This window comes from Dyadobacter sp. (assembly GCF_039919315.1).
GTDB lineage: Bacteria > Bacteroidota > Bacteroidia > Cytophagales > Spirosomataceae > Dyadobacter.
The window spans coordinates 87,498-99,893 of the sequence record NZ_JBDSFX010000057.1; the positions used below are offsets into that span (position 1 = coordinate 87,498).

Genomic DNA, 12,396 nt, shown 5'->3' on the forward strand with positions numbered 1-12,396 from the left:
CTATGCTCTGTTTTGCTCAATGGGTGATCACTTAAGATGGAAGACAAGCAATGGAACGTGCGTATCAACGATCAGTTTCCGGGTTACGCTCGGGTTAATCAGGAATTCTTCGATAAAAGATCTTTCCCTGGAAGACATAATCAGCAGGTCGGCGCCAACTTCATCGCAATAAGCCTCAATTCCGTCCAGTATGTGCCGGTCTTCGCGGATTACGATATCACTTTCTTTGATCGCAAACTTAGCTTTGATCTCTGCAATGTATTGGTTATCAGCTTGAATGTCAGGCTGGCTATCCGATTTGATTTTAAGTAATGTGAGGCTGCTGCCTAAATGGTTCATCAACACAAATACCTCTTTCAGAATGTCACTTTCGTCGTATTCAAACTGTGTCGCATAAACGACTTTCTGAAATTTAGCCGGGTTCGCCTGTGGAGGGATCACCAGCACGGGACATTGGGAATGCAGGGCGATATGCGTTGCAGAGGTACCGATTAGTTTGTCAAGAAATCCACCCGATCCTGTTCTTCCAATCACCACCAATGAAGGCTGATGCTCCTCGATGGCTTCTTCCACAGAAGATTGCACACTGCCGATAGTCCATACCGCTTGCGCGCGATATCCTTCTTCGACGAGTTTGTTCGCGTATCCGTCCAGTCTCTTGCGGAACTCATCTTCCAGCTCAGTGGTAAGTGACAGAAAATCTGTTCCGCCGATTCCTGGTAAAACGTTTCCCGGCGTTATATTTACGTCAGCAATGTAGGGTTGGTACGCGTGGAGGATCAGTAATTCTGTTGTTTCTTTTTCCGCTATAAGTTTCGCAGCAGCAAGCGCACGTTCGGCATTTTCAGAGAAGTCGATCGGAACAAGTATTCGATTCATGGTCATTGGGTTTATTGTGAGGAAATGCAGTTTCCGAACATATCAATTTTAAGAACTGAAACAAAGGATTTTTGTCACGTTTTCTGGGAAACCGATTTGACATCCCCGATCACGCCTGGTTCGGTAGTGGGATAAGGTTCAAATTTTATGCCAGACCGATAGCGTCACCAGCGTTTTTCCGACTTATTTTTAAAGATTGGATTTTTAAAAATATTGATCCAACCCTCTAAAAATTATTTTTTACTAAACAGATATTTATTTCTTGAAATATCATCTATTTAATACAATCATTAAATAAAATTATTCAAAACATATCAAAAATTTTGCGATTTGTGTTAATTACGGCTGTTTGTGTAGTTGGCCTTAAAATGATTTTTTATAAGTTTACCGTTACAAAATAATTCCTCATTTCAACTTTCTGTATGAAGAGCAAGATTACCATTATCAACATTGCCCTGGTTACCATTGCTGCGATAGCCACCGTATTAAGTTCCTATGATATTCTTCCCTTATCCGACAATATTCTGATCACATTGCGCTGGCTGGCGCTGGCGGGGCTGATCGTTTATGCAATCCTGAAAAAAAACCTGACCACTTCCATCCTGATTTCCATGCTGGTAGGAACGGAAATAGGTTACGATTATCCGAAAATGGGGACAGAGCTGCACTTTTTGCGGCAGATCTTTTTACAAATGATCAAGACCGTGATCGCACCGTTGCTGTTCGCGACATTGGTGACCGGTATCGCAGGTCACTCCGACCTGAAACAGGTAGGCCGTATGGGTTGGAAGTCATTGCTGTACTTTGAAGTAGTTACCACTTTTGCATTGATAATCGGACTGTTCTTTGCCAACTGGTTCAAGCCTGGTGTAGGGATTATAGCTCCTGCAACATTAAATGCGACGCTGCCGAAAGTGGCCGAGCAAACGTGGCAGGACATTGTACTACATTCATTTCCGGAAAATGTAGCCAAATCCATTTACCACGGTGAAGTATTGCAGATCGTAGTGTTCAGCGTATTGTTCGGAATCAGTCTTGCATTGTTACCGGCTGCAAAGAAGGAAAAATTTGTACATGGCGTGGAATTGCTGGCTGAGGTAATGTTCAAGTTTACCAAGATCATCATGTACTTCGCGCCGATCGGTGTGGGTGCTGCGATCGCGGAAACAGTGGGCCACATGGGCATTGACGTACTTAGAAACCTGGCGTTGCTGCTCGCGACACTGTACTGCGCATTGATTGTCTTCATCCTGATCGTTTTCGTACCTATCGCCCTGATCGCCAGAATTCCGGTAATCAAATTCGCGAAAGCCATTTTTGAACCTGTATCTATTGCATTTGCCACCACCAGTTCAGAATCTGCATTGCCAAAAGCGATGGAGAAAATGGAAAAATTCGGTGTACCCCGCCAAATCGTGTCATTTGTAATGCCAACTGGTTATAGTTTTAATCTGGACGGATCAACACTTTACCTGGCCCTCGCAACGGTTTTTGTGGCGCAGGCCACCGGGACAGAAATGTCTATCGGACAGCAGCTTACCATGGTTCTTTTGTTAATGTTGACCAGTAAAGGTGTTGCCGGTATTCCAAGAGCAACATTAGTGATCCTGCTGGGTGCTATTGCCAATTTCGGGATGCCTGAATGGCCGGTACTGCTCATTATGGGTATCGACGAATTGATGGACATGGCCCGTACATCGGTGAACGTGACCGGAAACTGCCTGGCTACTGCAGTGATCGCACGCTGGGAAGGAGAGCTGGATGACGAGAAAATGCACAATTCAGATCTAGTGGTAGACGAGCCTGTTGCTACGGGAGTTTAAGTATTAATTTTTTTAGAGTAATTCATTTTTATGTTGACGGTTTACGGAATACCCAATTGTGACACAATCAAGAAAACACGCACCTGGCTTGATAAAAATCAGATCGCATACCAATTTCACGATTATAGAAAAGACGGGATAGGCGAGGAGAGGATCGATAAATGGTTCAAAACGCTGCCCTGGGATAAAGTAGTGAATAAGGCCTCTACCACCTGGAAAGAACTTTCTGACGAAGAAAAAGCGGCGGTCACCGACGAAAAGTCAGCCGCGAAACTCATGATATCGCATACCTCAGTTATTAAAAGACCACTCATAGAGGATGCGGCGGGCAATGCATTGCTGATCGGCTTTTCTGAGAAGATATTTGAAGAAAAATTCTTAGCGCATTAATACTTCGCAGTAATGATCACTGCTTTGGAATTGTCGGAAAGAGTGGTGGCAAAAAGGTAAAAATCGCCCCCCTCTTTCAGTTTCCATTTTTTTCTGAGCTCCTCGGGTTTTGCAGGAAAATTTCTTGTAGTCAGGTTAGCCTTGTCGCCACCAATGTGTTTGGTGATTTCCTTCATATCCGGCTTACAAACTGCGATAATTTTAAAAGAACGCCCGGGAAAGCCAGTAACCGGCTCATCGGAAGTATATAGCTGACTGTTCACCGCCAGTTTATTCACATCATAAATGCTGCAAATACTCTTGAATGCACCCGCTTTCAGCACTGCCGCATGCGGTTCATATAAATAGGCCTGAGGATCAGAGTAAGTAACTGCCGCATTCCGTTCCGTCTCTCTGTCAAAATCAAGCTGATGCAGTATGCCGCCAGCCGAGTCAACGACGCGCGCTTTGATCTTGAAATTCTGCCCGGTTGCATTCTTGTCTAATACAAAAAGCAATTCCTTACATTCCTGCTCATAGCCTACAGTATGTACTTCTACCAGGTTAGTCAATTCTTTGGAGGCCAGATCAATGTCCAGAAGAGGCGAGGTTTTTATCAGGATCTTTGGTGCATTTTGAAACAATACTGAAAGATTCGAAGGAATGTCAGGTGTGCAGTCGGAAAGGAGTACCACTTTTTCCTTGTTGGCGTCGCGCCGGGCGGGATCGGTAAAAATCCAGTCGGAAGGCTTGGCACCATTACGAATCGCTTCCAAAGAGTCGCCGGAATGTACGGTAATGTGGTCAGCGCCTAGCTCCCGAAAATTGAATTGGGCAGTCGCCGCTACTTCTTCCTGCTGTTCGTAATAGTCCGCATGGGCAAAATTTTTGCTCATATAATAAATGTCCACACCCATTCCGCCGGTAATGTCAGTCAGTTGCTGTCCGGAAACAAGGCTGGCCTTGTATTTCGCTGTCGCCTCGGATGAACATTGCTCCACGGACAATGCTGGTGGGAAAATAAGTTGGTCATGAGCAGACCATTCCGGTAATTTCTTTGCTGCTTTTTGGCGCGAAAGGATTTGCGCAGCCAGTTTTTTTACGTCAAAACCTTTGTGCTGGCCCGCTTTCAATATCAGCTGACTAGCATTCTCATGTTTATGTTTTTGGATAAATTCAATTTCTGCTTCCGAAAAACCAGTTTTCAAATTCTCCTGCCCTATCATTGGTTGATTCATAAACTAAACTTTGACGCACTGTTTCGAGTCCCGAAAGTACGGCATTTTGATTTGGGGTCACAGCCAGACCGGAGAGAAATGTACAATAGAAAGATTATCAGATTGATGCGAATTCATCTTTGAATGCTAAGTGTTGATTATCAGGAATATGGGTCAAATGGGGTCAATTTTCTGTTTTGCATTAAGTAGGACTAACCAAATGAAAATTATAAATTGTCACCCAATATCCTATTTCCCTAAGTTTAACCTTTATTTATCATGAGAATTAAGACCTTTGAAGAGTATCAGGTTGCCTACAAACAAAGTGTAGACGATCCCGAAGGTTTCTGGGCGGAAGTGGCCCAACAATTTCAGTGGCGTAAACCGTGGAAGAAAGTGCTGAGCTGGGACTTTCATGAGGCGAATATCAAATGGTTTGAAGGCGGGGTGATGAACATCACCGAAAATGCATTGGATCGTCATTTAGCTGATAAAGGAGATCAGAATGCGATCATCTGGGAGCCGAATGATCCCGAAGACCAGGCAGTGCATATTACCTACCGTGTTTTGTTCGATAGAGTTTGCGGATTTGCCAACGTGCTGAAAAAACACGGTGTCAAAAAAGGCGATAGAGTTTGTATTTACCTACCCATGGTACCCGAGCTGACCATTGCCATATTGGCTTGTGCGCGCATCGGGGCTATCCATTCAGTCGTTTTCGGCGGGTTTTCTGCCAAATCCATCGCTGACCGTATCAATGATGCTGAATGCAACCTGGTCATCACTTCCGACGGTGCTTTCCGCGGTTCGAAGGTAATACCAATGAAAGCGACTGTGGACGAGGCTCTGGTGCAATGTACTACCGTGAAAAACGTGATCGTGATGACACGCACCCGCACACCGGTATCGATGCTCAAAGGGCGCGATCACTGGTGGGAGGAGGAAGTGAAACACGTAGATTCCGTTTGTCCGGCAGAGCCAATGGATGCTGAGGACACCTTATTTATTCTTTATACTTCGGGATCGACAGGGAAACCAAAGGGTGTTGTGCATACGTGCGGCGGCTACATGATCTACGCGACCTACACTTTCGCGAATGTGTTCCAGTACGAACCCGGTGAAATTCATTTTTGTACAGCAGATATCGGCTGGATCACCGGCCATAGCTACATTGTTTACGGGCCACTCTGCTACGGAGCGACGTCCATTATTTTCGAAGGAGTACCCACTTACCCGGACGCAGGACGTTTTTGGCAAATCGTTGAAAAACATAAAGTAGACATCATTTACACGGCACCTACTGCTATCCGTTCGCTGATGAGCTTCGGCCTGGACCCTGTAAAAAAATACGATCTTTCATCCCTGAAAAAACTGGGATCGGTAGGGGAGCCTATCAATGAGGAGGCCTGGCATTGGTATAAGACCAACATCGGTGCCGACCATTGTCCATTGGTAGATACCTGGTGGCAAACTGAAACAGGCGGGATTATGATCTCTCCCCTGGCAGGTATTACTCCTGAAAAGCCAACCTTCGCTACATTACCGCTACCTGGAATCCAACCGGTACTGGTAGATGAGAATGGCCAGGAATTGGAAGGTAATGGTGTGACCGGAAATCTTTGCGTAAAATTCCCTTGGCCTGGTATTATCCGGACTACTTATGGCGATCATGAACGTGCCAAGCAAACCTACTTTTCAACTTATCCGGGTATGTACTTTACCGGGGACGGTTGTTTGCGTGATGAGGATGGTTATTACCGCATTACCGGCCGGGTGGATGATGTATTGAATGTATCTGGTCACCGGATTGGAACTGCGGAAGTGGAGAATGCGATCAATATGCACTTGGGAGTAGTGGAATCGGCGGTGGTAGGTTACGCGCACGACATCAAAGGACAGGGCATTTATGCTTACGTGATCCTGGAACATACGCCCGACGATCCTGAAATGTTCAAGAAAGACATTGCTGCCACAGTTTCGAGCATCATTGGTCCTATTGCCCGACCCGACAAGGTCCAGTTTGTGACAGGTTTACCAAAAACCCGCTCAGGAAAAATCATGCGCCGGATTTTGAGAAAAATATCGGAAGGTGATGTGAATAATCTCGGAGATATCTCGACTTTGCTGGATCCTGGCGTGGTTGAAGATATTAAGAAAGGGGCGTTTTAAAAAACAGGTAGCCCCTCCGGGGCAAAACAATAACTGAAACGGATTGCTACAAACAGGAAATGCCTCTGGCATTGACTAAAACCGCAGAGCGGTTTCCTGTTTGTAGCAATCCGTTTTATGTTTATTTTTTTTAGCTCCGTAGGAGCTTCCTGTTTGTGTAATTATCCTATTTTGGTGGCAGATGCCTTGTCTGCGGCGCAGCCGCATCCTTTTGCACAACCGCCACTGTTACGGGTATCAAATGTCTTCCATACCCGCCAGCCAATGTATCCGGCTGCGGCTATGAAAAGGAGAAATACAATGATCTGTTGAACTGGCATACCTCAAAAACACTTTACGATAACCAATTGTTCCTGGACGCCAGCTTGTAAGCGTGCTGGTAATGATGTTCGCTATGCCACGCATAATTGGCGATCACTTCGTCCAACCTGAAAACACGGTTGGTAGCAGGATGCACGTATGTTCTGGCCAGATCCTTTTCGTCCATTGAATTCAACAACAAAACCCATCGCAAATGCACATAGCGCAGCAACTGAATGGACAACTCTACCTGCGCCATTTTTGCGTCCGGTAGTTCGGCCCAAAGCTGCTCTTCGTACGGTTTGATCACCGGATTATCTTCCGTTAATGCAAGCCTGCACCGGGTATAGGCATTAATGTGGCTGTCGGCAACGTGGTGTACGAGCTGGCGGACTGTCCAGCCGTCAGGCCGGTATGGTGTATTCAGTTTGTCGTCATCCCAGCTGCCGAGCAGATTGATAAACTTAGAAGGCAGCGCGCTGATAATCTGAATGTTAGATTTTACTTCAGCCGATGTATAGCTATCCTGCGATTTGAATTTGCCGATCGGATATTGAAGCTGTTCCAGGTCCATTTATTTAATTTTGAATGAGAGAATGACTGAATGAGTGAATGAGTCCCCCGTGGAACGGCCCCCGTGGAACGGGAATGACCGAATGGGGTCGGTGGTGCGATGTGATTTTTAGAAATTTTCTCTGATCACTTCTACCAGTTCCTTGTGAGCGCCGGAGGCTGCAATGATGTCTCCTCCGAAAAGGTAATTATCGCCGCCATTGAAATCCGTCACGGTACCGCCTGCTTCTTTGATCATTAAAACCCCTGCCGCCATATCCCATGAATTGAGATTGTACTCATAAAATCCATCGAAACGACCGGCTGCTACGTAGGCAAGATCTACCGCCGCTGCTCCCATTCTGCGGATACCATGCGTTTTCTGCATCAGTAGTTCCAGAATGTACATATAGCGTTTTTGCTTTTCGAATTTATAATAAGGAAATCCGGTGGCAATGAGGCTGTCCTGCAAACGCGGCACCTTGGAGACTTTGATGCTTTTTCCATTACACCAGGCCCCGCCTCCCTGCCATGTGTAAAACATTTCGTTCAGGCTAGGCTCGTGGATAACCCCCAAAAGCAATTCTTTGCCTCTGGCTAAGCCCACACTCACGCAGTACACCGGTATACCGTGGATAAAATTGGTAGTTCCGTCGAGTGGGTCAATGATCCAGTTCAATGCAGTAGGATCTGGCTCCTGGCCTGTTGTACCTTCTTCTGTAATGTAGCGTGCTTCCGGAAGTATCTGGCTTAATCCTGCCACCAGCAGCTTTTCAGCCTCCTTATCGACATAAGAAACCAGGTTATTCAGGTCTTTATACTCGATTTTATCACGGGAAAAAAGTGCAGCTTCCTGTTGAATAAATGAAGAAGCCTGCCTTACAATTTCAATGGTTTGTTGTGTCAGCAGTTCAAGATCCATACTATATTATCCTTTTTCGGGAATTTTAGAAAGTGAATTATTAATGTAATAAACCCTGATAATCAATGTGATGATGATGGGGATAACTACATAATTATGTTTCAAAACATTGCCTGTTGCGCAAAGTAAGAGAAATCCGTAAAATATCAACATGAACTGGAACCAGTAAGGTTTCTTCTTTTCGGAAAAGAAGAAGATCAACGGCATCCACAATGGAAAGGCCCAGAGAATGTCATAGTTCCATTGGGTAGTACCATCGTTCCGGATCGCCCACAGGATTACCAGTATCCAGCCAGCAAGCCCGACTATGCCAAATAGTACTTTGTCCAATGTGAAATTGACGATCTCTTTCTTGGTTTGCCAGTAGGTTAATGCCAAAACGAGTACGGCTAATGCCCAGAAAGTGACCGTTGGGGTAAATATGCCTTTGTATACTATGGGTTCAGCAGTAAATAAATCGTTCTTAAAATTGACTAGCGGCATCACACCCGATGCAGTTTTGATCTTTGCATCTGCAAAAGCCGTGGCCAGATTATCCGGCAAAAACGTAGCCTGTTCAGCAGTAGCAATTTCATCGGATTGTGCACCAATCGCCAGATCCATCCCGAAATCCGCCCACGGGTTTTGTTTGAATGCATATCGGTCGATCCATTGCCTGAAACTCAGTTTTTCCTTCGTATATCCTGTATAAATAAGACTATCACCAGTCGCTGCTTTCAATGCATCGACCAAGCGGGTTGCGCAATTGTCATAGAAATATTTGTATTGGTATAAACGATTTTGCGGCAGATAGTTGGTTTCCAAATAGTTGTAAAGCTTCTGTTTTTGTTCCTGCGAAAGGTTTAGCACCTGTTCTGAAATAGAGCGATTTTCTGATCTGTAATAAGGTACAAGCAGAGCCATTGGCTCGACTGAGATCTTGTATGGGAGCGTACCTCGAAGGAATTTGATATAAAAATTCCCTGACTCAAAACTAAAAGTACCATAGCTATATGCATTGTCAAGTCTCAACATCGGATCATAAATCCAGATAGTACTATGTCCGAAGCCAGAGTACAATTCTTCGCCAGGCCCAAAAGTCACGAGACTTACCTTTGTCTGCGGGCTTAATGTGGCGAATTGTGCTGATACTGACAGATTCAGGCTCAGAAAAAAGAGAATGGTAATGGTTAGGCTTTTAAAAGACCGGCGATAGTTTGGGTTCATGTTATTCAGGATCTTCCTCAGCATATTTATCAGATTTCTTTTTCTCTTCGACCTTACCGGCCAGGATGATGACAATCTCTCCTTTAACTGTTTTTTCGGAAAAGTAGGCTATTACTTCCTGAACCGTTCCCCTGACATTCTCTTCATAAATCTTCGTCAGTTCTCTGGAAACGCATACTTGTCTGTCGGCTCCAAAATACTCTGCAAACTGCTGCAAAGCTTTGATCAGCCTGTGCGGAGATTCGTAAAAAATCATGGTACGCTCTTCTTCCACCAGGTTTTGAAGTCGTGTTTGTCGACCTTTTTTATGAGGTAAAAAACCTTCAAATGTAAAGCGATCGCACGGAAGGCCGGAGTTGACCAATGCGGGGACAAAGGCAGTAGGGCCGGGGAGACATTCAACGACGATACCCTGTTTGATACATTCCCTCACCAGCAAAAAACCCGGATCCGAAACGGCAGGCGTACCTGCATCCGAAATAAGGGCCATGCTTTCGCCCTTTAAAATACGTTCAGCAACCCTGGTAACAGTCTGATGTTCATTGTGAATGTGGTAGCTATGCATGGGTTTGGAGATCCCAAGATGTTTGAGCAGCGTACCCGAGGTGCGGGTATCTTCAGCCAAAACCACATCCACACTTTTTAACACATTGATAGCTCGGAGCGTAATATCTTCCAGGTTTCCAATGGGCGTGGGTACTATATAAAGTTTCATTTAAATTCTTTTGGGCACTAAAATATGGGGTAGGCTGTTATTTGCTTTTTTCAAAAATTACGTCAATCGCTGCCGCCAGCTTTTTATCTTTTTCGGTTACGATATCTCCCGCGTCGTGGGTGTTCAATTCAAAAGTGACCTTGTTGTACATATTCGTCCAGAAAGGGTGATGGTCCATGGTATCAACCGTTTCTGCGACTTCGGTCATAAATGCAAAAGCTTTCTTAAAATCTTTAAAAGTGAAGCTTTTTTTTAGTTTATTATCCTCTTCTTTCCACATCATTCCGTCTGTTTTACTTACTGGCATTTTGCCGGGTCAAGACTATTGAGTCTTCACAACCTTATATTCTACAAACTTATCTGGCCGGTCGGTTCGGGCGCATTTAATGGTTTCAATCACATACAGGCTGGCACCTTTAAAATTGCCTGTGCCCGTCATGGTTATTCTTCCGCAATCGTCTTCGCCGGTTCCCCGATCGTAAGTGAAATCAAACCCTGTCAGCTCTATTTGCTTGATGTTCTGGAAAGGTGTTATTTCTTCAATGTTCATTTTTCCTTCTGAAATCCAATCCACTTTCATGGTTACGGCCAGCGAATCTTTGTATGACTTATTGAAAAACTTGTATCCTTTGTAGATCCCTGTGAGGCTCTTTTCTGTAATCTCAGGCACATTCACGACAGGCTCCTTTTCACTTTCTTTTTTACAATTTGTACATAAAGCCAGACAAAACAGTATGCCAGCGTATAGTTTTAACATTGCAATGAAGTGTTTAACTTTTAATAAAAACGAATATACAAGGATTATAGTAGTTTTTAAATTATTAAGGTAAATAGCCGTTTCGCTAATGATCCAGTATATTTGAACTTTGATTCTGTCCAAATCCTTAAGAGATAAAGAAGATCAAAATCATGGATGGGAGACCCCTCCGGATAACCCGAGTAACAAATTATGAAAGTAGAATTAGTCCGTGTAAATGACGCCTTCCACTTTGAAGGCAGCGGTTCATCAGAAGTGAAAGTACATACCGACGGTTCGCCTGACATTGGCGGAAGTAACCTGGGTGTGAGGCCGATGGAGCTATTATTAATGGGCCTGGCCAGTTGCAGCGCGATTGATGTTGTGTTGATTTTAAAGAAGCAACGTCAGGATATCACCGATTTTCGTATCATCACGGAAGGCGACCGCGAGGAGGAGCCGGATACCAAAAGGAAACCATTCAGGAAGATCCATTTGCTATTCAAATTTGCGGGTAACCAGCTGGACGAGAACAAGATCAACCGCGCAATCGCATTGTCAATGGAGAAGTATTGCTCCGCTACTGCCCAAATGGAAGCGCTGGCCACCATTACTTACAGCGTTGAAATCGCGTCGGTGTAGTTCAGAATCAATAAAAGTGTCAATTCAAATTTCCAATGCAGCAATATCACGATTTATTACGCCACATTCTTGAAAATGGTGTCCGCAAAACAGACCGGACGGGAACGGGCACTATCAGTGTTTTCGGCTATCAGATGCGGTTTAATTTAAAAGATGGGTTTCCGCTGGTAACGACCAAAAAGGTACATACTAAGTCAATCATATATGAGCTGCTCTGGTTTTTGCAGGGTGATACCAATATCAAGTATTTGAACGACCATGGTGTTTCAATATGGAATGAATGGGCGGATGAAAATGGTGACCTTGGGCCGGTCTACGGCAAACAGTGGCGCAGCTGGGAAGGGCCAAATGGCAAGTCAGTCGATCAGTTGCAGGAAGTTCTGAAACAACTCAAAAACTCACCCGATTCGCGCAGGATCATCGTTTCAGCCTGGAACCCGTCCGAATTGTCGGAAATGAAATTGCAGCCATGCCATGCATTGTTCCAGTTTTACGTAGCTCCTCCCGATACGGATGCCGGCGAAACGAGAGGTAAGCTTTCCTGCCAGCTTTATCAGCGCAGTGCAGATGTTTTTCTGGGTGTACCGTTCAACATTGCGAGTTATGCCCTGCTGACGATGATGATCGCGCAGGAATGTGACCTGGATCTGGGAGATTTTGTCTGGACGGGCGGCGATACGCACATTTATCTCAACCATTTGGATCAGGTAGAATTGCAATTGAGCCGAGAACCGAGAGATCTGCCGCAAATGGCTATCAATCCTGATGTTAAAAGTGTGTTTGACTTCAAATTCGAAGATTTCGAACTTCAAAATTATAATCCCTGGCCTGGCATTAAAGCGCCGGTAGCGGTTTAGGGATTCATA

14 protein-coding genes are annotated in these 12,396 nt (G+C 44.9%); 5 read left to right on the forward strand and 9 right to left on the reverse strand.

The genetic code is table 11. The features are described 5' to 3' along the window. Positions 1–27 precede the first annotated feature (27 nt). Positions 28–879: a universal stress protein gene (locus ABIO93_RS16330; protein WP_348069516.1), complete on the reverse strand. Its 852-nt coding sequence runs from the start codon at positions 877–879 to the stop codon at positions 28–30. Between the two features lie 422 nt (positions 880–1,301). Here ABIO93_RS16330 and ABIO93_RS16335 point away from each other — a divergent pair, with 422 nt between their 5' ends. Both ABIO93_RS16335 and ABIO93_RS16340 read left to right on the forward strand, forming a co-directional pair. Further along, the gene (locus tag ABIO93_RS16335; RefSeq protein WP_348069518.1) at positions 1,302–2,702 is read left to right on the forward strand and encodes a cation:dicarboxylase symporter family transporter; all 1,401 of its coding nucleotides are present in this window, start codon (positions 1,302–1,304) and stop codon (positions 2,700–2,702) included. A 30-nt stretch (positions 2,703–2,732) separates the two neighbouring features. After that, on the forward strand, positions 2,733–3,092 hold the full coding sequence (locus ABIO93_RS16340) for an ArsC family reductase (RefSeq protein WP_348069520.1): 360 nt from the start codon (positions 2,733–2,735) through the stop codon (positions 3,090–3,092). Here the strand turns inward: ABIO93_RS16340 and ABIO93_RS16345 are convergent. Beyond that, positions 3,089–4,309, reverse strand: coding sequence for a hypothetical protein (locus ABIO93_RS16345; protein ID WP_348069522.1), 1,221 nt, complete (start codon positions 4,307–4,309; stop codon positions 3,089–3,091). The genes ABIO93_RS16340 and ABIO93_RS16345 overlap by 4 nt on opposite strands. A 258-nt stretch (positions 4,310–4,567) precedes the next feature. Here ABIO93_RS16345 and acs point away from each other — a divergent pair, with 258 nt between their 5' ends. After that, complete coding sequence (gene acs, locus ABIO93_RS16350) at positions 4,568–6,457, forward strand: acetate--CoA ligase (protein ID WP_348069524.1); 1,890 nt, start codon at positions 4,568–4,570, stop codon at positions 6,455–6,457. A gap of 161 nt (positions 6,458–6,618) precedes the next feature. Here the strand turns inward: acs and ABIO93_RS16355 are convergent, their stop codons facing one another. From ABIO93_RS16355 to ABIO93_RS16385, 7 genes are all read right to left on the reverse strand, one after another. Next, on the reverse strand, positions 6,619–6,777 hold the full coding sequence (locus ABIO93_RS16355; protein WP_348069526.1) for a FeoB-associated Cys-rich membrane protein: 159 nt from the start codon (positions 6,775–6,777) through the stop codon (positions 6,619–6,621). 14 nt (positions 6,778–6,791) lie between these two features. Then, positions 6,792–7,331 carry a YfiT family bacillithiol transferase gene (locus tag ABIO93_RS16360; protein WP_348069528.1) on the reverse strand — a complete coding sequence of 180 codons (540 nt, stop codon included), beginning with the start codon at positions 7,329–7,331 and terminating at the stop codon, positions 6,792–6,794. Positions 7,332–7,439: 108 nt separating this feature from the next. Then, entirely contained in the window at positions 7,440–8,231 is a 792-nt protein-coding gene (locus ABIO93_RS16365) for an inositol monophosphatase family protein (RefSeq protein WP_348069530.1), read from the reverse strand. A gap of 6 nt (positions 8,232–8,237) precedes the next feature. Beyond that, positions 8,238–9,461: a DUF4105 domain-containing protein gene (locus ABIO93_RS16370; RefSeq protein ID WP_348069532.1), complete on the reverse strand. Its 1,224-nt coding sequence runs from the start codon at positions 9,459–9,461 to the stop codon at positions 8,238–8,240. Then, positions 9,439–10,152 (reverse strand): 16S rRNA (cytidine(1402)-2'-O)-methyltransferase, encoded by a 714-nt coding sequence (gene rsmI, locus ABIO93_RS16375; RefSeq protein WP_348069534.1) that lies wholly within the window; start codon positions 10,150–10,152, stop codon positions 9,439–9,441. The genes ABIO93_RS16370 and rsmI overlap by 23 nt, the downstream gene beginning before the upstream one ends. A 37-nt stretch (positions 10,153–10,189) precedes the next feature. Continuing rightward, entirely contained in the window at positions 10,190–10,432 is a 243-nt protein-coding gene (locus ABIO93_RS16380) for a 4a-hydroxytetrahydrobiopterin dehydratase (RefSeq protein WP_348069739.1), read from the reverse strand. A gap of 42 nt (positions 10,433–10,474) precedes the next feature. Then, on the reverse strand, positions 10,475–10,909 hold the full coding sequence (locus ABIO93_RS16385; protein ID WP_348069536.1) for a hypothetical protein: 435 nt from the start codon (positions 10,907–10,909) through the stop codon (positions 10,475–10,477). Positions 10,910–11,101: 192 nt separating this feature from the next. Between ABIO93_RS16385 and ABIO93_RS16390 the strand changes: the two genes are divergently transcribed. Then, entirely contained in the window at positions 11,102–11,530 is a 429-nt protein-coding gene (locus ABIO93_RS16390) for an OsmC family protein (RefSeq protein WP_348069538.1), read from the forward strand. Positions 11,531–11,565: 35 nt separating this feature from the next. Continuing rightward, complete coding sequence (locus ABIO93_RS16395; protein WP_348069540.1) at positions 11,566–12,387, forward strand: thymidylate synthase; 822 nt, start codon at positions 11,566–11,568, stop codon at positions 12,385–12,387. Positions 12,388–12,396 lie beyond the last annotated feature (9 nt).

Excerpts from the sequence above, each read along its gene's own strand:
- ABIO93_RS16330 (WP_348069516.1), bottom strand. The coding sequence starts at position 879 with ATGAATCGAATACTTGTTCCGATCGACTTCTCTGAAAATGCCGAACGT.
- ABIO93_RS16335 (WP_348069518.1), top strand. The coding sequence starts at position 1,302 with ATGAAGAGCAAGATTACCATTATCAACATTGCCCTGGTTACCATTGCT.
- ABIO93_RS16340 (WP_348069520.1), top strand. The coding sequence starts at position 2,733 with ATGTTGACGGTTTACGGAATACCCAATTGTGACACAATCAAGAAAACA.
- ABIO93_RS16345 (WP_348069522.1), bottom strand. The coding sequence starts at position 4,309 with ATGAATCAACCAATGATAGGGCAGGAGAATTTGAAAACTGGTTTTTCG.
- acs (WP_348069524.1), top strand. The coding sequence starts at position 4,568 with ATGAGAATTAAGACCTTTGAAGAGTATCAGGTTGCCTACAAACAAAGT.
- ABIO93_RS16355 (WP_348069526.1), bottom strand. The coding sequence starts at position 6,777 with ATGCCAGTTCAACAGATCATTGTATTTCTCCTTTTCATAGCCGCAGCC.
- ABIO93_RS16360 (WP_348069528.1), bottom strand. The coding sequence starts at position 7,331 with ATGGACCTGGAACAGCTTCAATATCCGATCGGCAAATTCAAATCGCAG.
- ABIO93_RS16365 (WP_348069530.1), bottom strand. The coding sequence starts at position 8,231 with ATGGATCTTGAACTGCTGACACAACAAACCATTGAAATTGTAAGGCAG.
- ABIO93_RS16370 (WP_348069532.1), bottom strand. The coding sequence starts at position 9,461 with ATGCTGAGGAAGATCCTGAATAACATGAACCCAAACTATCGCCGGTCT.
- rsmI (WP_348069534.1), bottom strand. The coding sequence starts at position 10,152 with ATGAAACTTTATATAGTACCCACGCCCATTGGAAACCTGGAAGATATT.
- ABIO93_RS16380 (WP_348069739.1), bottom strand. The coding sequence starts at position 10,432 with ATGTGGAAAGAAGAGGATAATAAACTAAAAAAAAGCTTCACTTTTAAA.
- ABIO93_RS16385 (WP_348069536.1), bottom strand. The coding sequence starts at position 10,909 with ATGTTAAAACTATACGCTGGCATACTGTTTTGTCTGGCTTTATGTACA.
- ABIO93_RS16390 (WP_348069538.1), top strand. The coding sequence starts at position 11,102 with ATGAAAGTAGAATTAGTCCGTGTAAATGACGCCTTCCACTTTGAAGGC.
- ABIO93_RS16395 (WP_348069540.1), top strand. The coding sequence starts at position 11,566 with ATGCAGCAATATCACGATTTATTACGCCACATTCTTGAAAATGGTGTC.